Below are 23935 nucleotides of genomic sequence, written 5' to 3' on the forward strand. Positions count from 1 at the left end.
AAATCGCGCCGCGGCGCCGCATCCGAGAGCTTGCCATGACCCGTTTTGCCCCCCTGAGCCTTCTGGCGCTTCTCTCCGGCCTTGGTTTCGGGGCCGGTCTCGGGCTGGGGCCGGCGGCGGCTTTCGAGCTCGGCACCGGGGTCGATGTGATCTCCGACCCGCAGACCAGAATCGAGGCGCTGCACCGGCTCTATATCGGGCATGAGATCGGGCCGGGGCTGAGCTTTGGCCAATCGGTCTATTCGGCGGCGAAGGGCGATGCGGGGGGGGCGTTCTTCTGGGGCGTCGAGGCGGTGAAGATGATGCCGGTCTCGGGGCCGCTCTCGGCCACGGCGGGGCTGTTTCTGGGCGGCGGCGGCGGCGCGGCGCAGGTGGTGGGCGACGGGTTCATGACGCGCGCCCATGTCGGGCTGCGCTATGCGGCGAGCGAGCGGCTCGGCTATGAGCTCGGCGCGAGCTGGGTGAAGATCACCGGCGCCGATATCGAGGACCCGGCGGTGAGCCTCGGGCTGAGCTACAATTTCGGCGTGGTGCATCCGAGCGAGGAGGCGGTGGCGCCGGGCTTTGGCGCGCTCAAGCTGCGCGGGGTGAGCTTGCGGGCGGGGGCGGTCGCGGCGCGCGGTGCCAACCGCACCGGCGCCGCGCAGGCGGATCTGGGGCTTTTCGGCGCGGAAGGGGCGTTCTCGATCGGGCCGGGGCGGGAGGTTTTCCTCGCCGCCGATGGTGCGGCGAAGGGGGGCGAGGGCTATATGCAGATCCTCGCGGGCGGGCGGCAGCGCTGGGCGACGGGGCCGGTGGGGCTATTTGTCGAGGGCGGGCTCGGCTTTGGCGGCGGCGGCGAGGTCGACACCGGCGCGGGCGGGCTCCTCAGCCTCGGCGCGGGCGTGGCGGTGCCGGTCGCGCCCTGGGCCGATGTGGAATTCGCGCTGGGCGGGGTCGCCTCGGCGGGCGAGTACAAGGGCGCGCAGGCGAGCGTGCGGCTGGTGCGGGTGTTCGCGCGCGACCCGGGCGCCACCGCGCCGGGCGGCGGGCAGAAATGGGCCTATACTTTGGGCGTGGCGATGCAGGACCCGAACCCGGGCTTCCGCAAGCCCGGCGTCACCGCCACCGCGCGGCCGATCTTGCAGGAAAGCTCGGTCGACATGTTCCTGACCGAGCGCAGCTATATCAGCGGCACCGCGCAGACCGCGCTCGGCGGCGATGTGGCGGGCTATGCGATCGGGCTTCTCGGGCTCGGCTACGAGATGCCGCTCGGCGGGCGCTGGTATGGCTCGCTCGAGGCACAGCTCGGCGCGGCGGGCGGCGGCGGGGTCAACGCGAATGGCGGGCTGATCGGCGGCGCGCGGGTCGAGCTCGATTACGCGCTGAACGAGAGCGCGCGGCTGAGCTTCGCGCTGGGCAAGCTCACCCATCTGAAATCGGGCGCCGGCATGGCGCCGACCACCGCGCAGATCGGCGTGAAATTCCCGTTCACGACGCGCTGATTACTCTCGCGGGGCGAGCCAGAGCGCCCCCGCGCGGTAGCCGCCGCGGATCAGATGGCCGGGCGCGGCCGCCTCGGGGAAGCGCGCGTGCCAGTCGAGATAGCGGTCGTTCGTGACGATCCGCGCGCCCTGGTCGCGCGCGGCGCTCAGGATGATCGGGTCGGCCGGCTCGCCGCGCGCGACAACCAGCACCTGCGCCACCGGCAGGCGCAGCAGCCGCGCGAATTCGGCGTCATCGACATAGCGGTCGAAGAGCTTGTAGCCGGCATTGGCATCGAACACGACGCCGGTCTCGAAGCCGAGCTTGCGGCAGGCGGCGATCACCTCGCGCAGCGTCTCGAGGCGGGGGCTGTTGTCGCGCCAATGCATCACATTCGAGCCATCGAGCACCACCCAGGATTTCGCCCGCCCGCGCCGGCGCGCCGCCTCGAGCAGCCCCCAGACGAGCAAGAGCGCAAGCCCGAGCCCGAGTTCGGGGAGATAGCCCGCCAAGGGGCCGAGCGCGGTGATGAAATCCATGTCGATCCTCGAAAATCTGGCCCCCGAGTTTACCCCCGCGCCACGCCCCCGCAACCGCGATCTTGCCCGCAGGCCGCTTTTCGGCTAGCCCGGGCGCAAAGCAACCGTTCACAGGTCCGCCATGCGCCTTACCCGCTACTTCCTCCCCGTCCTCAAGGAAAACCCCGCCGAGGCGCAGATCGTCAGCCACCGGCTGATGCTGCGCGCCGGCATGATCAAACAGCAGGCCGCGGGGATCTATTCCTGGCTGCCCTTGGGCTACAAGGTGCTCAAGCGGCTCGAGCAGATCGTCCATGAGGAGCAGATCCGCGCGGGGCATATCCCGCTCCTGATGCCGACGCTGCAACCGGCGGATCTGTGGCGCGAAAGCGGGCGCTATGACGATTACGGTCAGGAGATGCTGCGCATCAAGGACCGCCACGACCGCGACATGCTCTACGGCCCCACCAACGAGGAGATGATCACCGACATCTTCCGCTCCCATGTCGAGAGCTACAAATCGCTGCCGCTGACGCTCTACCATATCCAGTGGAAATTCCGCGACGAGGTGCGCCCGCGCTTTGGCGTGATGCGCGGCCGCGAATTCCTGATGAAGGATGGCTACAACTTCGACCTGACGCGCGAGGATGCGCTGCATGCCTACAACCGCCATATGGTGAGCTACCTGCGCACCTATGAGCGCATGGGCCTCACCGCGATCCCGATGCGCGCGGCCTCGGGCCCGATCGGCGGCGACAACACCCATGAATTCCTCGTGCTGGCGAAAACCGGCGAGTCGGAGGTCTTCTATGACGCGAAAGTGCCGGAGCTGAAGCTCGGCGAGCGCGCGGTGGATTACGACAACCGCGCCGAAGTGGCGGCGATCTGCGAGGAATTCACCACGCTTTATGCGCGCACCGACGAGACCCATGACGAGGCGGCCTTTGCCGCGCAGGTGCCCGAAGAGCGCCGGATGGTCGGCCGCGGCATCGAAGTGGGCCAGATCTTCTACTTCGGCACGAAATATTCGGAAGCGATGGGCGCGACCGTGGTCACGCCCGACGGCAGCCGCGTGCCGGTCGAGATGGGCTCGCACGGGATCGGCGTGAGCCGGCTTCTGGGCGCGCTGATCGAGGCCAACCACGACGAGAAGGGCATCATCTGGCCCGAGGGCGTGACGCCGTTCCATGTCGGCCTCGTCAACCTCAAACAGGGCGATGCGGCCACCGACGCGGCCTGCGCCGAGCTTTACGCGGCGCTCGTGGCCAAGGGGCTCGACCCGCTCTATGACGACCGCGAAGAGCGGGCGGGGGCGAAATTCGCGACCATGGACCTGATCGGTCTGCCCTGGCGGATCACGGTCGGCCCGCGGGGGCTGGCCTCGGGCATGGTCGAGCTGACCTGCCGGCGCAGCGGCGAGAGCGAGGAAATGTCGCCCGCGGCCGCGGTGGAACGCGTCGCGGCGATCTACGCCGGGCTCTGATCGGGCTGAATTTCGGAGAGCCGGGGGCCCGCGCCCCCGGCTTTTTCATGCGCGGCGCAGGCTGGACTTGACTGAAATACTCAGGTATTGACCGATGTCAAGGCGCCGCGCCCCGTATGCGGCCAAACCCCCGCCAGGACTTCTCAGGACCGAGCCATGAACCGCCTTCTGCCGCTCACGCTTTGCGCCGCTCTCGCCACCCCCCTCGCCCCCGCCCGCGCCGCCGAGGAGGCGCCCTATGCCTCGCTCGAAGACTGGGGGCGGGCGCTCTTTTTCGACGTGAACCTGTCGCAAAACCGCAGCCAGGCCTGCGCGACCTGCCATGACCCCGAGGCGGGCTTTGCCGACCCGCGCGAAAGCGCGGCGGGCCGGGCGGTGAGCCTGGGCGACGATGGCACGAGCCTTGGCGACCGCAACGCGCCCACAGCGGCCTATGCGCGGTTTTCCCCGGCCTTCGGGCAGACGAAAGAGGGCAAATGGCGCGGCGGCCAGTTCCACGATGGCCGCGCCGCGACGCTCAAGGATCAGGCCAAGGGCCCGCCGCTCAACCCCGTCGAGATGGGGCTGAAGGATGAGGCCGAGGCGGCGGCGCGGCTGTGGGAAAACCCGCGCTATCTGGCGACGATGCGTGCGCTGAAAGGGCCGGAGACGGAAACCGACCCGGCCGCGGCCTTTGACGCGATGGCCGAGGCGATCGCGGCCTATGAGGCCAGCCCCGAGCTGAGCCCGTTTGACTCGAAATACGACCGTTACCTGCGCGGCGCGGCGAAATTCACCGATGAAGAGGAGCTCGGACGGCTTCTGTTCTTCTCCTCGCAGTTTACAAATTGCAACATTTGCCACCAGTTGAACCCGGGCCCCTTCACCGAGAACGAGACCTTTTCCAACTATGAATATCATAACATCGGCGTGCCGCCGAACCGCGCCGCGCGCGCGGTGAACGGGGCCGGCGCGGGGGCGGTGGACGAGGGCCTGCGCGCCAATCCGGCGATCTCGGATCCCGCGCAGGCGGGCAAGTTCAAGGTGCCGACGCTGCGCAATGTCGCGGTGACCGGCCCCTATATGCATAACGGCGTCTTTCAGGATCTGCGCAGCGTGATCCTGTTCTACAACACCTACAATTCGAAGCTGCCGCACCGCCAGATCAACCCCGAGACCGGCGCGCCCTTCGAAGCCCCGGAGGTCGCGCAGAACATCTCCCTGACCGAACTCGAGACCGGCCCCGCGCTCGATGATAAACGCATCGACGCGCTGGTGGCCTTCCTCAAGACCCTCACCGACGCCCGCTATGAGCCGCTCTTGAGCCAGGATTGAGCCGGGCAGGGGGCGCCGCCCCCTCTGGCCTGCGGCCATTCACCCCCGGGATATTTCGGCATCGTTGAAGGAGAGCCCTGCCTTCAATGATGATCAAATATCCCGGGGGAGGCGAAGCCGGGGGCGGCGCCCCCTCCAACGCATCCGTGAAGCGGCGAAGGCTTGACCTTTCCGGCCTGCCGGGTGAGCTTGCGCGAGCCTTAGGAAAGACCATCATGGCCCGCCGAACTGCCCCGTTTTCCGCCTTTGAATTCCTGATCGCCTGGCGCTATTTGCGCGCGCGCCGTGCCGAGGGCGGGGTCTCGGTGATGACCTGGATCAGCCTGATCGGCATCATGCTCGGCGTTGCGGCGCTGATCATCACGCTGGCGGTGCGGGCGGGGTTCCGGGCGGAATTCGTTGATACGATCCTTGGCTCGAACGCCCATGTCACCGTCTATTCGGCGCCGACCGAGGTGGTTGCGGGCTCGGGCGTGTTTTCGCGGCTGATGCAGGATTACGAGGCGCGCGCCGGGCGGATCGCGGCGGTGCCGGGGGTGACGCGGGCGGCGCCGCTCATCCGCGGTCAGGTGATGGTGACCTACGAGGATCGCTCGAATGTCGCCGAGGTGTATGGCATTGCCGAGGCCGATCTGATGACGATCCCGCGGGTGGCGCATTCCGAGGAAGCGCTGGGCGAGATCTCGCGCTTTGGCGAGGGGATTGCGCTTGGCTCGGGGCTCGCGCGCGAGTTGGGGGTGGGCATCGGCGACCGGGTGAAGCTGATCTCGCCCAATGGCGCGAAGACCGCATTTGGCACCAGCCCTCGTGTGAGCTCCTATGAGGTCGTCTATATCTTCACCGCCGGGCGCTGGGATATCGACCGCACGCGGCTCTATATGCCCTTCGCCGAGGCGCAGAGCTATTTCAACCGCGAGGGCGGCGCCGATGAGATCGAGGTCGATGTGACCGACCCCGAACGGGTCGATGACTGGGAGATCCCGCTCTTGCAGGCGGGCGGCGCGGGCACGCTGTTGTGGACCTGGCGCGACGCTTCGGGCAGCTTCCTGCGCGCGCTCGACATCGAGGACAATGTGATGTTCGTGATCCTGACGGTGCTGGTGCTGATCGCCTCGATGAACATCACCTCGGGGCTGATCATGCTGGTCAAGAACAAGGGCCGCGATATCGGGATCTTGCGGACGATGGGGCTGACCGAGGGCTCGATCTTGCGGGTGTTCTTCCTCTGCGGGGCGTTCACCGGGGTGATCGGCACGGCGCTCGGGCTCGCGCTCGGGGTGGTGATTTCGCTCAACATGGATCAGGTGATGAGCTTCGTGAACTGGCTCAATGGTGGCGATGCCTGGGACCCGTCGATCCGCGGGATCTATGAGCTTCCGGCGAAATTGCAGGCCGATGATGTGATCAAGGCGGTGGGCCTGTCGCTCGGGCTGAGCTTTGTGGTGACGATTTTCCCGGCGCGCAGGGCGGCGCGTCTGAACCCGGTGGAGGCGCTGCGCTATGAATGATGTGTTGCACCTCGAAATGTTGGAAAAGTGCTATAACCGGGGTCAGCCGGGCGAGATTTCGGTTCTCCAAGGTTTGAATTTGACTATCCCGCGCGGGCAGGTGGCGGCTCTGGTGGCGCCCTCGGGGGCCGGGAAATCGACGCTTTTGCATATCGCGGGGCTGCTCGATACGCCCGACAGTGGCCGGGTGCTGATCGGCGGCGAGGATCTGAGCGCGGCCTCGGACAAGCGGCGCACCGAGGCGCGGCGGCGCGATCTGGGCTTTGTCTATCAGTTCCATCATCTCCTGCCGGAGTTCTCGGCGCTGGAGAATATCGTTCTGCCGCAGCTCGCTAATGGGGTCGGGCGGCGCGCGGCCGAGGCGCGGGCGCGGGAATTGCTCGAGCGGCTCGGGCTGGGCGCGCGGGCGCGGCACCGGCCCTCGGCGCTTTCGGGAGGCGAGCAGCAGCGGGTGGCGATGGCGCGGGCTCTGGCGAACGGGCCGAAGCTGCTTTTGGCCGATGAGCCGACGGGGAACCTCGATCCGGGCACCTCGGAGGTGGTGTTCGGGATGTTGATGGAGGTGGTGCGCGAGACCGGGCTTTCGGCGCTGATTGCGACGCATAACCTTGATCTGGCTGGGAAAATGGACCGGGTCTTGCGGCTCGCGGGCGGCAGATTGGTGGAGTGAGCGATGATTCTCTACGGGATTGCGACCTGTGACACCTGCCGCAAGGCGAAGAAGGCGCTCGAGGCCGCGGGCCATGCGGTGCGCTTTCGAGATCTCCGCACCGAGCCGCTGAGCGCGGCGGAAATCGCTGAGTTTTCAGAGGCTTTCGGGGAGAAGTTGATCAACCGCGCCTCGACGACCTGGCGGGGCCTCGAGGAGGCCGCGCGGGGCGCGCCGATGGCGGATCTGCTTGCGGCGCATCCGACGGTGATGAAGCGGCCGGTGATCCGCGGGGCGGTGTTGACGCTTGGCTGGGACAAGGCGGCGCAGGCCGCGCAGGGGCTCTGAGGGCGCCGGAAACTGCGCGCAATTCGACCTAAAATCAGAATTGCTTAACCCTCTCGTGAGATGATTTCGGGATCGGATCGGCGCATCGTCGCGGTGTTCCACAGGTGCAAGAACTGCAGGTCTCACGATGTCTCTACAATTTTCCGCTCGAAAGCAGGACGCCGAGGCGGTCGGCGGGCTGCCGGTCCGCGAGGCGGATTACTGGACGCAGCTTGCCTGGATCACCTCGGGCGCCTCGCCGCTGGCGGCCTGGCGCCATGCCGCGCGGTTGAGCCACCGGGAGCTGGGCGAGCTGTCGGGGATCGCGCCGGAGGAGCTGATCGCGCTCGAGGCGCGCAAACGGGCGCCGACGGCGGAGGAAATTGCCAATCTGGCCAAGGCCTTGGGGCTTTGCCCGGGCGATCTGGAGGATTGAGGATGGGCGTGCGAGGCTGCGCGATTGCGGCGGTGGTTCTGGGCGGTGCAGCGCTGATGCTCGCAGGCTGTGGGGGCGGCAAGCCCGAGGCGCCGGCGCCCGCGCCGCGCTATGCGGGGGAGAGCTGGTCCGCGGCAAGCGCGTATGCTCAGACCCCGGGGCCGAGTTATGCGGGCGAAATCTGGAGCGCGGGCTCGACACAGGCGCCCTGAGGCGCCGCGCGGGATGTCTTCTGGCGGCGGGGCAGGGGGCCAGCGGCGGAGACCGGCGAGGCACGGCAGCCAGGGGCGGGCAGGCCCGCCGCGCAAAAGGCAAAGCCCGCGCCGGGGCGCGGGCTCGATCTCGAGGGGCGGGCAGGCCCGCCGCGGCCAGAGACTCAGCTCAGAGCAGTTTCAGGTCCGAGGCCGAAGCGCGGCCATCGCGGCCCGACTGCAGCTCGTAGCCGATTTTCTGGTTGTCTTGCAGACCTTTCAGGCCGGCGCGCTCAACGGCCGAGATGTGGACGAACACGTCCTTGCCGCCTTCATCGGGGGCGATGAAGCCGTAGCCTTTGGTGGCGTTGAACCATTTCACGGTGCCAGTGGCCATTCCGTTTCTCCTTCGATTTTCCCGGGGCGCCATTGCCCTCGGGCCGTGCAGCCAGGTCTTTCAAGTCTTCCGGCTGCCCCGCGAAGGGAGCGGTAGAAAGTCTGCGGTCACGCGAGAAGAGGGTGACACGCGGCGCCAAAAATGCAATCGAAATTCGTGTGACAGCGCGTGAAGGCCGTCAAACGGCTGATCCCGAACAGAAAATACAACAGGCGCGCGGGGGGCGCGCCTGTTTTTGAAGCAGAATCACCTGTCGTGCGGCTCAGCGCAGATCGGGCGGCGTGGCCTCGGCGGCGAGCTCGGCCAGGATCTCGTCGAGTTGCGCGGTGCGGGTGCGGGTTTCGCCCAGCTGGCGCACCGAGACCGAGCGCTCCTCGACCTCTTTCATGCCGATCGCGAAGATATAGGGCACCTTGCCGAGCGAATGTTCGCGGACCTTGTAGTTGATCTTCTCGTTGCGGGTATCGGCCTCGGCGCGGATCCCGGCGGCGGTGAGCGCGGCGGTGACCTCGCGGACATAGTCATCGGCATCCGAGACGATCGAGGCGACGACCACCTGCCGCGGCGCGAGCCACAGCGGCAGCTTGCCGGCGAAGTTCTCGATCAACATGCCGATGAAGCGCTCGAAGGAGCCGAGGCAGGCGCGGTGCAGCATCACCGGGCGGTGGCGTTCGCCATCGGCGCCGATGTAGCTCGCATCGAGCCGCTCGGGCAGGTTCTGGTCGACCTGCAGCGTGCCGCATTGCCAATCGCGCCCGATCGCATCGGTGAGCACGAATTCGAGTTTCGGCCCGTAGAAGGCGCCTTCGCCCGGGAACAGCTCGAAGTCATAGCCCGCGTGCTGGCAGGCATTGGCGAGCGCGGCCTCGGCGTGATCCCAGCTCTCCTCGCTGCCGATGCGTTTTTCCGGCCGGGTGGAGAGTTTGATGCGCCAGGCGGTGAAGCCCAGATCGGCGTAGATCTGCGACAGGAAGTCGATGAATTTCTTGGTTTCCGCCTCGATCTGCGCCTCGGTGCAGAAGATATGCGCGTCGTCCTGGGTGAAGCCGCGCACCCGCATGATGCCGTGCAGCGCCCCCGAGGGCTCATAGCGCGCGCAGGAGCCAAATTCCGCCATGCGCAAGGGCAGGTCGCGGTAGCTCTTCAGCCCGACGTTGAAGATCTGCACATGGCAGGGGCAGTTCATCGGTTTGAGCGCGTTGATCACCTTCTCGCGCGCGCCCTCCTCGTCGACCTCGACGATGAACATGTTCTCGCGGTAGTTTTCCCAGTGGCCGGATTTTTCCCACAGGTTGCGGTTCACCACCTGCGGCGTGTTGACCTCGACATAACCGTCGGCGCGCTGGCGGCGGCGCATGTAATCTTGCAGCGTGGTGTAGATCGTCCAGCCGTTCGGGTGCCAGAACACCTGGCCCGGCGCCTCTTCCTGCATGTGGAAGAGATCCATTTCGCGGCCGAGCTTGCGGTGGTCGCGCTTGGCGGCCTCCTCGAGCATGGTCATATGCGCTTTGAGATCCTCGCGCGAGCGGAAGGCCACGCCGTAGATGCGTTGCAGCATCGGGCGGGTGCTGTCGCCCAGCCAATAGGCGCCCGCGACATGGGTGAGCTTGAAGGCATCCGCCGGCACCTGGCCGGTATGTTGCAGATGCGGGCCGCGGCAGAGGTCCTGCCAGCTGCCGTGCCAATACATCCGCAGCGGCTCGCCCTCGGGGATCCGGTTGACCAGCTCGACCTTATAGGGCTCGTTGTTTTCGGTGTAATAGGCGATCGCGCGATCGCGCTCCCAGACCTCGGTGCGCACCGGCTCGCGGGCATTGATGATCGCCTTCATCCGCGCTTCGATCGCGCCCAGATCCTCGGGCGTGAAGGGCTCGGCGCGGTCGAAATCGTAAAACCAGCCGTGGTCGCGCACCGGGCCGATGGTGACCTTGACGTCGGGCCACAGCTCCTGGACCGCGCGCGCCATGATATGGGCGAGGTCGTGGCGGATCAGCTCGAGCGCGGGGACGGTGTCCTTCATCGTGTTGATCGAGAGCTTCGCATCGGCCGTGATCGGCCATTGCAGATCCCAATGCGCGCCGTCGAGCTGGGCGGAAATCGCCGCCTTGGCGAGCGAGGGCGCGATCGAGGCGGCCACTTCGGCGGCGGTGATGCCAGCCTCGTAGCTGCGCTGCGCGCCATCGGGGAAGGTGAGGGTGATCTGACGGGACATAGGGTCCTCCTCGTCGGTTTGGCGCCCACGGAACGCCCGGTTGCGGGTTATGAGGCCCCCATATGCGCCGCGCGCGGGGGCAAGTCAACGGGGAGGGGGCTCTGCCCCCGGGGCCGCCGGCCGCCCCCCGGGATATTTGTCCATCGTTGAAACGAGGCGCCGGGCTGCCCTTCAACGATGCGGAAATATCCCGGGGGTGAATGCCGAAGGCAGAGGGGGCAGCGCCCCCTGCGCGGGTTGAGGCCGGGCGCGGGGGCGGGTAGGGTCGGGAAAAGCCGGAAAGGAGCCGCCATGACCGAGACGTTCATCACCCCCGAGGGCCGCGAGATCGCCTATCAGCGCCAGCCCGGGGCGGGGCCGGGGGTGGTTTTCCTGCACGGGTTCAAATCCGACATGGAGGGCTCGAAGGCGGTCGATCTCGCGGCCTGGGCCGCGGCCGAGGGGCGGGCGTTTTTGCGGTTCGACTATTCGGGTCATGGCCGCTCGGGGGGGCGGTTCGAGGAGGGCGCGATCGGCGATTGGTTCGAGGATGCGCGCGACACGATCGCGGCCTTGACCTCGGGGCCGCAGATCCTCGTGGGCTCCTCGATGGGCGGCTGGATCGCGCTTTTGATCGCGCGCGCGCGCCCCGATCTCGTCGCCGGGCTCGTCACCGTGGCGGCTGCGCCCGATTTCACCGAAAACGGCTTCTGGGCGGGGTTCACGCGTGAGCAAAAGCGCGAGCTCGAGGAGATCGGCCATGTCGATCTGCCCTCGGACTACTCCGAGCCCTACCGCATCACGCGGCGGCTGATCAACGAGGGGCGCAACCGGCTGGTGCTCGAGAGCCCGCTCGCGCTGCCCTTTCCGGCGCGGTTCCTGCAGGGCACGGCGGATCGCTCGGTGCCGGTCGATTGGGCGCTGCGGCTTCTCGAGCATGCCGAGGGGCCCGATCTGCGCCTCACCCTTGTCAAGGGGGCCGATCACTCCTTCTCCGGGCCCGACGAGCTCGCGCTGATCCGCGCGACGCTGGCCGAGGTCACGGCGCGGATCCGCTGAGCGGCGGTTTTCGGGGTTTTCAGCGCCGCGCCGGTTTGGCAGATTGGCCCGAAGAGCCCGCCGAACGGGCCGATCCGAGGAGTGAGCATGTCCGCCGAGCCGCTGATTTTCCTGCCGGGGTTCCTCTGTGATGCCCGGCTGTTCTGGCATCAGATCATCGATTTCTCCGCCGAGCGGATGGTGATCTGCGCGCCGCTCCTGGGCGAGAGCGTCGAGGAGATGGCCGAGGCCGTGCTCGCCGCGGCGCCGGAGAAATTCGCGCTGATCGGCCATTGGCTTGGCGGCATCGTCGCGATGGAGATCTTGCGCCGCGCGCCCGATCGGGTGAGCCAGATCGCGCTGATCGATGTCTCGCCGCTGCCCGAGACGCCCGCGGTGGCCTCGGCGCGCGAGGCGCGGATCGTGCGCGCGCGCACCGGGCGGCTCGATGAGGCGGTGCTCGAGGAGATCCCCGCAGGCGCGCTCGCGCCCGGCGAGACGCGGCTCCATGCGCAGGCGATGTTGCTCGACATGGCCCAGGCGCTCGGCCCCGAGGGCTTCACCCGGCAAAGCCGCGCGCTGATGCGCCGGCCCGACCAACAGCGCGCGCTGCGCAACACCAAGGTGCGCGCGCTGCTGATCTGCGGGGAATATGACACGATCTGCCCGCCGCGCCGGCATGAATTCCTCGCCGAGCTGATGCCCCATGCGGAGTTCCGGCTGATCCTGAGCGCGGGCCATCTGAGCCCGCTCGAACAGCCGCAAAAGGTCACGCTCGCGCTGCGCGACTGGCTCGAGGCGCCGCTGCTGCTGCGCTGAGGGTGCGACACTCTGTCGTTGGCAGGCGTTCGATTCTCTGTCATCCTGACCTGACAGGACCCGGCCGGGGAGTGGCCGGAGCGCGAACACAGCGAAAAGTTCGGCAGGGGAGGAAGGCCGATGTTTTCCATCGTGTTTTGGAGGCACCATGCGAGAGGTGCCGCAGTATTGCATGTTTCGAGGGGGGGCGCGGCCTATCTGAAGGGCCGGCAGCCTCGTCAGGCTTGGCCGCCGCTCTGCGCGCTTCTGCTCGCGGAGGTGCGGCTGCGGCGCGCGCTCGATCGGGCGCGCCATGCGGGCGATCTGGCTGATCTGGCGGAGGATTTTCTCGACCATCAGGATCTGGCGCGCACCGAGGCGGGGGGCGCGGCGCCGGGCGCCGGCGCTCGCGCGGCCGAGCTGCTCGCCCTCGCCCAATGAACGTGCCGGGGCGAAGAAAAACCGCCCCGGTCTGACCGGGGCGGCGAGGGTCGTCGGGGGCTGGGCCGTCGCCTCAGGCCGCGCCGCGCGGCAGCGCCGCAACGCCGGTGCGCGCCACATCGACAAGCCCGAGCGGACGCATCAGCTCGGCAAAGGCGTCGATCTTGTCGGGCGTGCCGGTGATCTCGAAGACGAAGCTCTCGAGCGTCGAATCCACCACATTGGCGCGGAAGATATCGGCCAGCCGCAGCGCCTCGACGCGCTTCTCGCCGGTGCCCGCGACCTTGAAGAGCGCAAGCTCCCGCTCGACCGGCTGCGCCTCGGTGGTCAGGTCGATCACCTGATGCACCGGCACGATCCGGCCAAGCTGAGCCTTGATCTGGTCGATCACCGCCATCGTGCCGCGCGTCACGATGGTGATCCGCGAGCGGTGGCCCTTGTGGTCGATCTCGGCCACGGTCAGGCTGTCGATGTTGTAGCCGCGCCCGGAGAACAGCCCGATCACCCGCGCCAACACGCCGGCCTCGTTGTCCACCACCACCGCCAGCGTATGGCTGCGCTCCACTTCCGAGTGGAAATCGCGCAGGTCATAGGCCGAATGCGAGGTCGCGCCCTTCTTGATGTTCAGAGCGGCCATTGCCTCTCTCCTCTGATCGAAATTGCGTTCATCTTGCCCCAAATATCCTGGGGGTCCGGGGGCAAGGCCCCCGGCTTGTCTCACACCAGCGCCGCCCCCGAGGTGAAGGCCGCCGCATCGGCCGCGAGCAGCATCTCGTTATGCGGCTTGCCCGAGGGGATCATCGGGAAGCAGTTCTCATGCTTCTCGACGAGGCAATCGAAGAGCACCGGCCCGTCGTGGTTGATCATCTCCAGGATCGCATCGTCGAGATCCTTCGGATCGGAGACCATGATCCCCTTCCAGCCAAAGGCCTCGGCGAGCTTCACGAAATCGGGCAGGCTCTCCGACCAGCTTTGCGAATAGCGCCCGCCATGCAAGAGATCTTGCCACTGACGCACCATCCCGAGCCGCTCGTTGTTGAGGATGAACTGCTTGACCGGGGTGCGGAACTGGGTCGCGGTGCCCATTTCCTGCATGTTCATCAGCCAGCTCGCCTCGCCCGCCACGTTGATCACCAGCGCATCGGGATGCGCGATCTGCACGCCGATCGAGGCGGGGAACCCATAGCCCATCGTGCCGAGCCCGCCCGACGTCATCCAGCGGTTGGGCGCCTCAAATCCCAGAAACTGCGCCGCCCACATCTGGTGCTGGCCCACTTCGGTGGTGATGTAGCGATCGCGCCCCTTGGTCAGCGCCTCGAGCCGCTCCAGCGCATATTGCGGCTTGATGACCGTTTCCGAGCCCGTATAGGCGAGGCATTTGACCTTCTTCCAGCCGTCGATCTTGGCCCACCACTTGGCCAAGCCCTCCTTGTTGACCTTGCGCCCGCGCGCCTTCCAGACCTTGAGCACATCCTCGAGCACATGGCCCACATCGCCCACGATCGGCAGATCGACATGCACGATCTTGTTGATCGAGGAAGCGTCGATATCGACATGGACCTTGGTCGATTTCGGCGAGAAATCCGAAACCCGCCCGGTGATCCGGTCGTCGAACCGCGCGCCGAGGTTGATCATCAGATCGCAGTCATGCATCGCGAGATTGGCTTCATAGAGCCCGTGCATGCCGAGCATGCCCAGCCAATGCTTGCCGCTCGCCGGGTAGGAGCCGAGGCCCATCAGCGTCGAGGTGATCGGGAAGCCGGTCGCATCGACCAGCTCGCACATCAGCTGGCTCGCCGCCGGGCCCGAGTTCACCACCCCGCCGCCGGTGTAGAAGATCGGCCGCTCGGCGGTCTCGATCAGCTCGACGAGCTTGGTGATCGCCTCGATATCGCCCTTCACCTTCGGCTGATAATTCGAGGTATTGGCCTGTTTCGGGCCGGTATAGGTGCCGGTGGCGAATTGCACATCCTTCGGCAGGTCGATCAGCACCGGGCCGGGGCGCCCCGAGGTCGCCACATGGAAGGCCTGATGGATCGTCTCGGCCAGCTTGTCGGTATCCTTCACCAGCCAGTTATGCTTGGTGCAGGGCCGCGTGATGCCCACCGTATCGGCCTCCTGGAAACCATCGGTGCCGATCATGAAGGTCGGCACCTGGCCCGAGAACACGACAAGCGGGATGCTGTCCATCAGCGCATCGGTCAGCCCGGTGACCGCATTGGTCGCGCCGGGCCCCGAGGTCACCAGCGCGCAGCCCGGCTTGCCGGTCGAGCGCGCATAGCCCTCCGCCATGTGGATCGCGGCCTGTTCGTGGCGCACGAGGATGTGGCGGATGTCGTTTTGCTGGAAGATCGCATCATAGATCGGCAGGACCGCGCCCCCCGGATAGCCGAAGATCACTTCGACGCCTTGATCCTTGAGCGCCTGCACCACCATATCCGCGCCGGTCATCTGCCGTGACATCATTCTCTCCATTCACCGGGGCCGCGCCCCAACCCGTTTCGCAACAAAAAGCCCTCGCATTTCGGGCGAGGGCGCATGGGAACCTTCATGGTCAAACCGTCACCGGCCCATGCGCGTGATCCCTACGACGACAAGAAGCGAGAGCATCGCTGATCCTTTCCATTGCGTTGGGGCGGACATTAGAAAGCCCGGGCGGGGGCGTCAATGGGGGTTTTGTGAATATTATGTCGCAGTCTGGGGTGAAAACGTGAATTTTGTTGCGTGTGCCGGGTTGCAGGCGGACATTTTCGGAAATTCGGCGGGGTGGCGCGGCGCGGCGGGGGCTGAGTCGCGCCCGCCGTTCAGTCCGCCGGAAGGAGCGCCGGGTTCCAGACCACCTCCCACAGATGGCCGTCGGGGTCGGCAAAATACCCGCCATAGCCGCCCCAGAAGGTCTCCTGCGCGGGCTTGATCACCCGCGCCCCGGCGGCCCCGGCCGCGGCCATCACCGCATCGACCTCGGCGCGGGTGGCGACATTATGGCCCAGCGAGAGCCGGGTCGCGCCGCCGCCCTCTCCGCCGCCCTCTCCGCCGCCGCCGCCCGGCGCGAGCCCGGTCTCATGGGCGAGATCCGCCGCGGCCCAGAGCGCGAGCCGCACACCCCCCTCGAGATCGAAAAACGCCACCGCCCCATGCTCGAACTCCCGCCCGACGATCCCCGCGCTCGGCCAGCCAAGGCCCGCGTGGTAAAACCCGAAGGCGCGCTCGAGATCGGCCACGGCCAGGGTCAGAACGGTCAGACGGGGGCGCATGGGGGCTCCTGTGGTGAGTGGGGTTCGGGAGGCGGCCTCTGCAGCACGAATGTTTTGGTCGAAAGGCCGGCATAAGCGAAGGTCGCCTCCGCGAGCTCGGCCGCGTCTTTGTCAAACGTCACGAACATATCGCAGCGGGCGGCCTCTTCGATATGTCGCGCGTCACGAACTTGGCTTGCGAACTTTGAATGTTGCTGATTTCCGCCAAAGTAGCCCTTCAGCCGCACAAGCCCCATGCTGAAGAGCGCCATCGAGAGCCCGACCAATTCTCCCGTCGAGATCGAACGGGTCTGAGCGAACTTCTCGGGGTATAACTCCACAAAGGCTTTGCGCTCCTCCTCGGGAAGGCCCGACAACAGGTGATGGACCTTTTCGAGGGCCGGCATGTTGCGCATCGGGTCACCCCTGCGGGCGTGATCTCGCAGAGCGTCCAGTTTTTCCCAATCCTCAGCGGGGTCTATCTTGCCCAGTTCATCTGTGCTCTGCGCGATGCGGCCTGCGAAAGAGAGGCGAAACGCGTCGCGCAGTTGGGCGTCCTCGGCGGGGAGACGCGACAGAAGATGCTCAACCATGGTGGTCTCGGTTTCATGCGCGATGTCTTGCATGTCTCGGTCACGTTGGCCGCCGCAAAGGTGATGCAGGGGGCCCAGCATGGCCTCGAAGGCGTCCCATATCCCGCTAGGCTCTTGATGTTCGGCAAATCGCCTCGCGGCGTCGCCCGGCTCATGCAGCTGATCCGCGCGTGGATATTGTGCTCCGCGCTGGGGTTGCGGAGAAAAACGGCGTCGAGCTCGGTCAGGAGGCGCGCATAATCGGCCGGACGGTTGCGCATCTCGTAGAGGTGCACGTCGGAGAAGGCGAAGCGCAGCCCAGCCTGGCGGAGCACGTCCTTCCATGGCGCGATATCGGCGTCGAGCAGTTTGCTGTAAACATTCTGATCGAGATACGCGATTTGCTCTCGCGGCCTCGCGTCCCCCTGCTCGGGGACTTTCTCCGTCTCGCTCATCATGACCTCCACCGGGGCGCTCATTTTCTGATCTTCCGTTCAACTTCCCTCTCGCGCAAGAAAATGTTAACGAGCGCGCTTATCGGGCGACTCTGCGCATGACGTGCGAAACTGGTCATAATTTCCGACCAGATTGGCCAAATTTCTTGACCTGCGCCAAGAACCCGTCCAAGGAACGCTGACCGCCCCCGGCGCATGGGGGCCAAACAGGGAAGGGGAGGGAGAGATGGGCGGTTTGCTGGCGCTGTCGCGCCTGATCGACCGGATCAACGAGACGATCGGCAAGGGCGTGTCCTGGCTGATCCTGGCGGCGGTGATCATCTCGGCGGCCAATGCGGTCATTCGCAAGGTCTTCAATATTTCGTCGAACGCATGGCTCGAGGCGCAGTGGTATCTCTACGGCGCGGCCTTCCTGCTGGCGGCGGCCTATACGCTCAAGCAAAACGAGCATATCCGCATCGACATCGTCTACGGCGCCTTCTCGCGCCGGGTGCAGCACTGGATCGATCTCTTCGGCCATGTGGTGTTCCTGCTGCCCTTCGTCGGGCTGATGCTCTACCTGCTCGGGCCTTTCGTGATGCGCTCCTATCATTCGGGCGAGATGTCGACCAACGCGGGCGGGCTGATGCTGTGGCCGGCCAAGGCGCTCTTGCTGATCGGCTTCTCGCAGATGTTCGCCCAAGGGGTGTCGGAGATCATCAAGAAGATCGCGGTGATGCGCGGGCTGATCGAGGACCCGTTCCCGGCGACCGGCCATCACGGCCTTGATCCGATCGCGAAAGAGGAGGGGCTGTGATGATGGAACTTATCGCGCAGAACATGGCGCCGATCATGTTCGTCTCGCTGATCTTCTTCCTGCTCTTGGGCTATCCGGTGGCCTTTGCGCTGGCCGCGAACGGGCTTTTGTTCTTCGTCATCGGCACCGAGCTCGCGCCGCTCTCGAATGGCACGATCAACCTGAGCTGGCCGCTTCTGAACGCGATGCCGGAGCGGTTCTGGGGGGTGTTGAGCAACGACACATTGCTCGCGATCCCGTTCTTCACCTTCATGGGGATCGTGCTGGAGAAATCCGGCATGGCGGAGGATCTGCTCGACACGATCGGCCAGCTTTTCGGGCCGGTGCGCGGCGGGCTTGCCTATGCGGTGATCATCGTCGGCGCGCTCTTGGCGGCGACGACGGGGGTCGTGGCGGCCTCGGTGATCGCGATGGGGCTGATCAGCTTGCCGATCATGCTGCGCTATGGCTATGACCGCTCGCTCGCCTCGGGCGTGATCGCGGCCTCGGGGACGCTCGCGCAGATCATCCCGCCCTCGCTCGTGCTGATCGTGCTGGCCGACCAGCTCGGCCGCTCGGTGGGCGATATGTATAAAGGCGCGCTGATCCCGTCCTTCGTGCTGACCGGGATCTATCTGGGCTATGTGCTGGTGATGTCCTTCCTCAAGCCGCAGTCGATGCCGGCCCTGCCCAAGGAGGCGCGCACGCTCGGCTCGGGGGTGATGTCGCTGATCGTGGCGCTGGCGATCGGCACGGGGGTCTTCTACGCGGCGTTCAAATGGTTCGACAACGGCGTCAACACCAAGAACGCCGAGATCCTGGCGGCCTCGGTGGCGGTGATCGTGACCTATCTCTTGGCGCTGATCGACAAGGGGCTCAAGATCAACCTGATGAGCCGGCTGGCGCAACAGGTGGTGATCGTGCTGATCCCGCCCTTGGCGCTGATCTTCCTCGTGCTCGGCACGATCTTCCTCGGGGTCGCGACGCCCACCGAAGGCGGCGCGATGGGCGCGGTCGGGGCGCTGATCCTCTCGGCGGTGAAGCGGCGCCTCGATGGCGGGGTGGTGCGCGAGGCGCTGGCGGCGACGACCCGGCTCTCGGCCTTCGTGATGTTCATCCTCCTGGGCGCGCGGGTCTTCTCGCTGACCTTCTACGGCGTGAACGGCCACCTCTGGGTCGAGCATCTCTTGACCTCGCTGCCGGGTGGCGAGACGGGCTTCCTGATCGTCGTCTCGATCCTGGTGTTCTTCCTCGCCTTCTTCCTCGATTTCTTCGAGCTGGCCTTCATCATCGTGCCGCTTCTGGCACCGGCGGCCGAGAAGATGGGGATCGACCTGGTCTGGTTCGGGGTGATCCTCGGCGTGAACATGCAGACCTCGTTCATGCACCCGCCGTTCGGCTTCGCGCTGTTCTTCCTGCGCTCGGTCGCGCCGAAGGTGCCCTATCTCGACAAGGTCACCGGCAAGCTCACCGATCCGGTGAAGACCTCGCAGATCTACTGGGGCGCGGTGCCCTTCGTGTTCATCCAGATCGCGATGATCGGCGTGGTGATGGCCTTCCCGGGGATGGTGATGCATTACAAGGGCAAGGTCGTGGATCCCTCGACGGTCGAGTTCAAGCTGCCCGACATGCCGGGCCTGGGCGGGCTCGATGGCGGCCTCGGCGGCGGGCTTCCGGGCGCGGCCCCGGGCGCGCTGCCCGCGCCGGGCGGGCTCGGCCTGCCGCCGCTGGGCGGCCCGGGCGCGCCGACCGGCGCCCCCGCGGCGCCCCCGCAGGGCGGCGACGCGAGCCTCGGCATCCCCGCCCCGATGGGGCTCGGCACGCTTCCCCCGATCTCGAACTGATCATGTGAAAAAGAAAAACGGCGGCCTCTCGGGGCCGCCGTTTCGTATTCGGGGGAGGGCGCAGGGGGCGCTGCCCCCTCTGGCCTGCGGCCATTCACCCCCGGGATATTTGGAGCAAGATGAAATCAGGGGCGGGTTCCCATTCATCTTGCCTCAAATATCCCGGGGGGCTGCCCAAGGGGCAGCGGGGGCAGCGCCCCCTCCGGCGCAAGTTGAACGGGATCAGCCCTGATCGGGGGCGGAGCGGGTGCGTCCGCCGCGGCGCTGTTTGAGGCGGGGCGCGCGCGCGGGAAGCTCGGCCATCACCGCGCGCCGCTCCTCTGGGCTCATCCGCGACCAGCCGCCGATCTCGGCCAGCGTGCGGTAGCAGCCCACGCAGATCTTCTCCTCGGGGTGGATTGCGCAGAGCTTCACGCAGGGGCTCTCGATCTCCTCGCGCGTCCAGACCGCATCGGTATTTTTCCGCGTGTTTTCAGCCATGTGCCCCGCCCATATAGCCCAGCCGGTCGAGCGCGCCCTGCAAGATGAACCCGGCCGCCACATGGTCGATCACCTCGGCGCGGCGCTTGCGGCTCATGTCGGCCTCGAGCATGGCGCGTTCGGCCGCGACGGTCGAGAGGCGTTCATCCCAGAAGGTGATCGGCAGCGGCGAGAGTTTTTCGAGGTTGCGCGCGAAGGCCCGCGTCGACTGGCAGCGCGGGCCCTCCGAGCCGTCCATGTTCATCGGCAGCCCGAGCACGAGCCCCGCGATCTCGCGCTCGGCGGTGATCTTCAGCAGCTTCTCGACATCGAGGGTGAATTTCTCGCGCCGGATCGTCGAGAGCGGCGAGGCGACCGAGCGCAGCCGGTCGGAGACCGCCACGCCAATCGTCTTGGTGCCGAGATCGAGCCCGGCCAGCGCGCCGAAGCGGGGCAGGGCGGCGGCGAACTCCTCGATGCTCGCGCAGATCATTGCGCAAGCCCCGCAGCCTGGGCCGCCTCGGTGACCGGGGCGAGCTCGGCCTCCTGGCCCGCCAGCGCGCTTTGCGCCTTGGCATAGACCGCGGCGGCGGCCTCGGCGCGGCCGAGCGCGGCCAGCGAGGAGACCGCGCGCGCCCATTCGGCGCCGGTGCCGCCCTGGCTCTCGAGCCGCTCGACGAGGCCGTTGACCATGCCCTCGATCATCTGGGCGCGCTCCTCGGGGCTCATCTCGGCGGCCGATTTCATCTGCTCATCGGAGAGCGCGGGCCCGCGCATCGGCGCGCCCTCCGGGGCGTCGCCCATCGCCGGCGCGCCCATCATCGGGCCCGCCATCGGCGCGACCTCGCCCGTCGCCGCCGCGCGGATCTTCGCGAGATCCTCGGGGAAATCCTTGAAGCGGGTCTCGGCCTCGGCGGCGATCGCCGCGGCGCGGTCCTCTTCGCCGAGCATGCGCAGCGCGGAGATCAGCTTGGCCCAATCCTGCGCCGGGCCGCCCTCGGCCGCGAGCCGGTCGTTGAGCCCCTCGACCATCGAGCGGATCATCTGCTGGCGCTCCTCGGGCGACATCTGCGCGGCGGCGGCCATATCGGCCTCCGACGGCCCGCGCCCGCCCACCATCGGCGGGGTGTAGCGCGTCTCGCCCGCGATCCAGGCGAGCTGTTCGATGTTTTGCGAGATCGGCGCGACCCAAGGATCGCCCGGCGCGCTGTCGCGCAAGAGCGCGTCCCAGATCCGGAAGGCACGGTCGGGGCGGCCGTTTTGCGCCATCATCAGGCCGATGTAATAGCGCGAGAGCTTGTGCTGGGCATTCAGGTCGAGCGCCGTGGCGAAGGCGGTCTCGGCCTCTTTCGTCACCAGCCCGCCCGCCGCCACGACGAGATATTCGCCCAGCTGCGCGTAATCATCGGCGCTGGCCGCCGCGCCCTTGGCGCCGATCAGCTTCTCCTGCGCCTGCCAGCCGGCGCGGAAATTGCCCATCCCCATCTCGTTGCGCGCGAGCAGCTCGAGCCCCTGCACCTCATTCGGGCGCGCCTCGACGGCCTTGCGCAGCCGCTCCATCAGCTCGGCAAACTGCGCATCGGGCGCCGGTTTCGGCCCGGCATTGGCCTCGGCCTGTTTCTCGGCCTCCTCCTGGCTCGGGCGGTTGTCGTAAAGCTCATTGGCCATCGCGATCCGGTCGCGGAGCGGCTGATCGGGGTAATCGGCCGAGCCAAGGCGTTGATAAAGCAGGAAAGATCCGCCCATCACCGCGCCGAGCGCAATCACCGCCCCGGCCGTGGCCCAGCCGGGCGCGCGCCCCGCCACGGCGGCCGTCTTCGCCGCACGGTCAGCCTCGAGCATCCGGCGCGAGATCTCGACGCGGGTGCGCTCGCCCTCCTCGGCGCCGATCACGCCGCGCGCGATGTCGCGCTCCAGATCGCGCAACTGGTCGCGGTAGACCTGCAGGTCGAAGGCCTCGGCAGGGGGGGCATCGGCGCTGCGCCGCACCAAAGCGAGAACGAAAAGCAGCGCAACAAGCGCCACCAGGGCGGCGGTAAGGGTCCAGAACAGCATGGCATCTCCTGTGTCTGCCTCCCATTTAGGCGCTCGGGCGCGGGGGGGAAAGGCCCTTGCGCGCCCCTGCTGCGCCCTGTCGCAAGAGTGATGTCGCATTTTGACGCCAAGTGCCGCTTGGGGGTGGCTTTCGCGCGGTCGGCGAGGCCAATTAGAGAGGGTGCCGCGACGGATTCGCGCGGCCGGGATTCGTGCCAAAGGAGAGGCCATGGCCCAAAGACGCTATTCGATCTTTGCCGTCGCGCGTGAAGCGCTGCGTTTCCACGCCGGCTGGGAGCGCGCCTGGCGCTCGCCCGAGCCGAAAAAACGCTACGATGTCGTGGTGATCGGGGCGGGCGGGCACGGGCTCGCCACCGCCTATTACCTCGGCAAGGTGCACGGCATCACCAATGTCGCGGTGATCGAGAAGGGCTGGCTCGGCGGTGGCAACACCGGACGCAACACCACGATCATCCGCTCGAACTACCTGCAAGACCCCTCGGCCGCGATCTTCGACAAGGCGCTCAAGCTTTACGAAAACCTCAGCCAGGATCTGAACTACAACGTCATGTTCAGCCCCCGCGGGCTCCTGATGCTCGCGCAATCCGAACATGAGATGCGCGGCTACAAGCGCACCGTCTACGCCAACAACCTGCAAGGCGTCGAAACCCGCTGGATCGAGCGCGACGAGGTGAAAGACCTCGTGCCGATCATCAACCTCGACGGCCCGCGCTACCCGGTGATGGGCGCGCTCTATCAGGAACGCGGCGGCACCGCGCGCCATGATGCGGTGGCCTGGGGCTATGCGCGCGGCTGCTCGAACATGGGCATGGACATCATCCAGCAATGCGAAGTCACCGGCGTGCGCACCGAGGGCGGCAAGGTCGTCGGCGTCGACACCACCAAGGGCGCGATCGATTGCGGCAAGCTCGCGGTCGTGGTCGCGGGCCACAGCTCGGTGGTGGCCGATATGGCCGGCTTCCGCCTGCCGATCGAATCGATGGCGCTGCAGGCCTGGGTCTCCGAGCCGATCAAGCCGGTGATCGACGTGGTGGTGATGGCCAACCTCGTGCACGGCTATATCTCGCAATCCGACAAGGGCGAGCTGGTGCTCGGCGGCGGCACGGATGGCTTCAACAACTACTCGCAGCGCGGCTCTTGGCACCATATCGAGGAAACCACCCGCGCGCTGATCGAGACCTTCCCGGTGATCTCGCGCCTCAAGATGCTGCGCCAATGGGGCGGCATCGTGGACATGACCGGCGACCGCTCGCCGATCCTGTCGAAGACGCCGGTCGAGAACCTGTTCGTCAACTGCGGCTGGGGCACCGGCGGCTTCAAGGCGATCCCGGGCTCGGGCTGGGCGATGGCGGAACTCGTGGCCAAGGGCTATTCGCCGCTCGCCGCGGGCTTCGGGCTCGACCGCTTCCGCGACGGCCGCTTCGTCGACGAGAGCGTCGCCGCGGGGGTCGCGCACTGATGCGTCCCGCCGCTTCAATGATGCTCAAATATCCCGCAGGGGTCCGGGGGCGCGCAGCCCCCGGGAACCGCGCCGCCCTTTCGGACGTTCGTGCTGTGACCATCAACGCACAGGAGAATGTCCCATGGCAGAACAATCGGAAACCGGCCTCAAGAGCTTCCTCATCGGCGCTCTCGTCGTCCTCGCAGCCGGCATGGGCTGGTATATCTGGTCGGGCGGCGATGTCCCCGCAAAGGACGAGCCCGAAATCCAGATCGACCTCCCCGGCAAGAACACCAACTGACCCCGGGCGCCTCCGCGTGACGCGCCCCTTCAAGGAGCGCGCGTC

At 67.0% G+C, this 23935-nt stretch carries 25 protein-coding genes; 15 read left to right on the forward strand and 10 right to left on the reverse strand.

What is annotated here, in order from left to right; translation table 11 throughout:
• Nucleotides 1-35: 35 nt before the first annotated feature.
• Nucleotides 36-1484 (forward strand): hypothetical protein, encoded by a 1449-nt coding sequence (locus LPB142_RS06280; protein ID WP_071165844.1) that lies wholly within the window; start codon nt 36-38, stop codon nt 1482-1484.
• On the opposite strand, the gene LPB142_RS06285 is transcribed toward LPB142_RS06280, so the two are convergent.
• Nucleotides 1485-2003 carry an NYN domain-containing protein gene (locus LPB142_RS06285; RefSeq protein ID WP_083392609.1) on the reverse strand — a complete coding sequence of 173 codons (519 nt, stop codon included), beginning with the start codon at nt 2001-2003 and terminating at the stop codon, nt 1485-1487.
• A gap of 121 nt (nt 2004-2124) precedes the next feature.
• Here LPB142_RS06285 and proS point away from each other — a divergent pair, with 121 nt between their 5' ends.
• The 6 genes from proS to LPB142_RS06315 all read left to right on the forward strand — a co-directional run bounded on the left by proS (nt 2125) and on the right by LPB142_RS06315 (nt 7699).
• Complete coding sequence (gene proS / locus LPB142_RS06290; protein ID WP_071165845.1) at nt 2125-3465, forward strand: proline--tRNA ligase; 1341 nt, start codon at nt 2125-2127, stop codon at nt 3463-3465.
• A gap of 156 nt (nt 3466-3621) precedes the next feature.
• Nucleotides 3622-4779 carry a cytochrome-c peroxidase gene (locus LPB142_RS06295; protein ID WP_071165846.1) on the forward strand — a complete coding sequence of 386 codons (1158 nt, stop codon included), beginning with the start codon at nt 3622-3624 and terminating at the stop codon, nt 4777-4779.
• A gap of 215 nt (nt 4780-4994) precedes the next feature.
• Entirely contained in the window at nt 4995-6287 is a 1293-nt protein-coding gene (locus LPB142_RS06300; RefSeq protein WP_071165847.1) for a lipoprotein-releasing ABC transporter permease subunit, read from the forward strand.
• Nucleotides 6280-6957 (forward strand): ABC transporter ATP-binding protein, encoded by a 678-nt coding sequence (locus LPB142_RS06305; protein ID WP_068767378.1) that lies wholly within the window; start codon nt 6280-6282, stop codon nt 6955-6957. Before LPB142_RS06300 ends, LPB142_RS06305 begins: the two co-directional genes overlap by 8 nt.
• 3 nt (nt 6958-6960) lie before the next feature.
• On the forward strand, nt 6961-7284 hold the full coding sequence (locus LPB142_RS06310) for an arsenate reductase family protein (RefSeq protein WP_071165848.1): 324 nt from the start codon (nt 6961-6963) through the stop codon (nt 7282-7284).
• 127 nt (nt 7285-7411) lie between these two features.
• On the forward strand, nt 7412-7699 hold the full coding sequence (locus tag LPB142_RS06315; protein ID WP_068767376.1) for a helix-turn-helix domain-containing protein: 288 nt from the start codon (nt 7412-7414) through the stop codon (nt 7697-7699).
• 381 nt (nt 7700-8080) lie between these two features.
• Here the strand turns inward: LPB142_RS06315 and LPB142_RS06325 are convergent, their stop codons facing one another.
• Together LPB142_RS06325 and thrS are read right to left on the reverse strand one after the other, a co-directional pair.
• On the reverse strand, nt 8081-8287 hold the full coding sequence (locus LPB142_RS06325) for a cold-shock protein (RefSeq protein WP_068767374.1): 207 nt from the start codon (nt 8285-8287) through the stop codon (nt 8081-8083).
• 262 nt (nt 8288-8549) lie between these two features.
• Complete coding sequence (gene thrS / locus LPB142_RS06330; RefSeq protein ID WP_071165849.1) at nt 8550-10499, reverse strand: threonine--tRNA ligase; 1950 nt, start codon at nt 10497-10499, stop codon at nt 8550-8552.
• 291 nt (nt 10500-10790) lie between these two features.
• On the opposite strand from thrS, the gene LPB142_RS06335 reads away from it, so the two are divergent.
• The 3 genes from LPB142_RS06335 (at nt 10791) to LPB142_RS06345 (ending at nt 12755) form a co-directional block, all read left to right on the forward strand.
• Complete coding sequence (locus LPB142_RS06335) at nt 10791-11537, forward strand: alpha/beta fold hydrolase (protein WP_071165850.1); 747 nt, start codon at nt 10791-10793, stop codon at nt 11535-11537.
• Between the two features lie 87 nt (nt 11538-11624).
• Nucleotides 11625-12335, forward strand: coding sequence for an alpha/beta fold hydrolase (locus LPB142_RS06340; protein WP_071165851.1), 711 nt, complete (start codon nt 11625-11627; stop codon nt 12333-12335).
• Between the two features lie 168 nt (nt 12336-12503).
• Nucleotides 12504-12755 (forward strand): hypothetical protein, encoded by a 252-nt coding sequence (locus LPB142_RS06345; protein WP_071165852.1) that lies wholly within the window; start codon nt 12504-12506, stop codon nt 12753-12755.
• Between the two features lie 73 nt (nt 12756-12828).
• On the opposite strand, the gene ilvN is transcribed toward LPB142_RS06345, so the two are convergent.
• The 4 genes from ilvN to LPB142_RS18970 all read right to left on the reverse strand — a co-directional run bounded on the left by ilvN (nt 12829) and on the right by LPB142_RS18970 (nt 16614).
• Entirely contained in the window at nt 12829-13392 is a 564-nt protein-coding gene (ilvN, locus tag LPB142_RS06350; protein ID WP_068767370.1) for an acetolactate synthase small subunit, read from the reverse strand.
• A gap of 80 nt (nt 13393-13472) precedes the next feature.
• Nucleotides 13473-15218 (reverse strand): acetolactate synthase 3 large subunit, encoded by a 1746-nt coding sequence (locus LPB142_RS06355; RefSeq protein ID WP_068767496.1) that lies wholly within the window; start codon nt 15216-15218, stop codon nt 13473-13475.
• Between the two features lie 341 nt (nt 15219-15559).
• Nucleotides 15560-16009 carry a VOC family protein gene (locus LPB142_RS06360; protein ID WP_071165853.1) on the reverse strand — a complete coding sequence of 150 codons (450 nt, stop codon included), beginning with the start codon at nt 16007-16009 and terminating at the stop codon, nt 15560-15562.
• Nucleotides 15994-16614 (reverse strand): hypothetical protein, encoded by a 621-nt coding sequence (locus LPB142_RS18970; protein WP_156894326.1) that lies wholly within the window; start codon nt 16612-16614, stop codon nt 15994-15996. The genes LPB142_RS06360 and LPB142_RS18970 overlap by 16 nt, the downstream gene beginning before the upstream one ends.
• 137 nt (nt 16615-16751) lie before the next feature.
• Between LPB142_RS18970 and LPB142_RS06375 the strand changes: the two genes are divergently transcribed.
• The 3 genes from LPB142_RS06375 to LPB142_RS06385 all read left to right on the forward strand — a co-directional run bounded on the left by LPB142_RS06375 (nt 16752) and on the right by LPB142_RS06385 (nt 19634).
• The gene (locus LPB142_RS06375) at nt 16752-17117 is read left to right on the forward strand and encodes a hypothetical protein (protein ID WP_156894327.1); all 366 of its coding nucleotides are present in this window, start codon (nt 16752-16754) and stop codon (nt 17115-17117) included.
• A gap of 124 nt (nt 17118-17241) precedes the next feature.
• The gene (locus LPB142_RS06380; RefSeq protein WP_068767367.1) at nt 17242-17811 is read left to right on the forward strand and encodes a TRAP transporter small permease subunit; all 570 of its coding nucleotides are present in this window, start codon (nt 17242-17244) and stop codon (nt 17809-17811) included.
• Nucleotides 17811-19634 carry a TRAP transporter large permease gene (locus LPB142_RS06385; RefSeq protein WP_083392610.1) on the forward strand — a complete coding sequence of 608 codons (1824 nt, stop codon included), beginning with the start codon at nt 17811-17813 and terminating at the stop codon, nt 19632-19634. The genes LPB142_RS06380 and LPB142_RS06385 overlap by 1 nt, the downstream gene beginning before the upstream one ends.
• A gap of 222 nt (nt 19635-19856) precedes the next feature.
• On the opposite strand, the gene LPB142_RS06390 is transcribed toward LPB142_RS06385, so the two are convergent.
• From LPB142_RS06390 to ccmI, 3 genes are read right to left on the reverse strand one after another with little or no spacing between them, the layout of a single operon-like run.
• The gene (locus tag LPB142_RS06390; protein ID WP_071165858.1) at nt 19857-20114 is read right to left on the reverse strand and encodes a DUF1289 domain-containing protein; all 258 of its coding nucleotides are present in this window, start codon (nt 20112-20114) and stop codon (nt 19857-19859) included.
• Complete coding sequence (gene ruvX, locus LPB142_RS06395; RefSeq protein ID WP_068767364.1) at nt 20107-20586, reverse strand: Holliday junction resolvase RuvX; 480 nt, start codon at nt 20584-20586, stop codon at nt 20107-20109. Before ruvX ends, LPB142_RS06390 begins: the two co-directional genes overlap by 8 nt.
• Complete coding sequence (ccmI, locus tag LPB142_RS06400; RefSeq protein WP_071165859.1) at nt 20583-22148, reverse strand: c-type cytochrome biogenesis protein CcmI; 1566 nt, start codon at nt 22146-22148, stop codon at nt 20583-20585. The genes ruvX and ccmI overlap by 4 nt, the downstream gene beginning before the upstream one ends.
• A gap of 208 nt (nt 22149-22356) precedes the next feature.
• Between ccmI and LPB142_RS06405 the strand changes: the two genes are divergently transcribed.
• Both LPB142_RS06405 and LPB142_RS18975 read left to right on the forward strand, forming a co-directional pair.
• Nucleotides 22357-23607, forward strand: coding sequence for a sarcosine oxidase subunit beta family protein (locus tag LPB142_RS06405; protein WP_068767362.1), 1251 nt, complete (start codon nt 22357-22359; stop codon nt 23605-23607).
• 124 nt (nt 23608-23731) lie between these two features.
• Nucleotides 23732-23890, forward strand: a complete 159-nt coding sequence (locus LPB142_RS18975) for a hypothetical protein (RefSeq protein ID WP_156894328.1) — start codon at nt 23732-23734, stop codon at nt 23888-23890.
• Nucleotides 23891-23935 lie beyond the last annotated feature (45 nt).

The organism is Rhodobacter xanthinilyticus (assembly GCF_001856665.1).
GTDB classification, from domain to species: domain Bacteria; phylum Pseudomonadota; class Alphaproteobacteria; order Rhodobacterales; family Rhodobacteraceae; genus Rhodobacter; species Rhodobacter xanthinilyticus.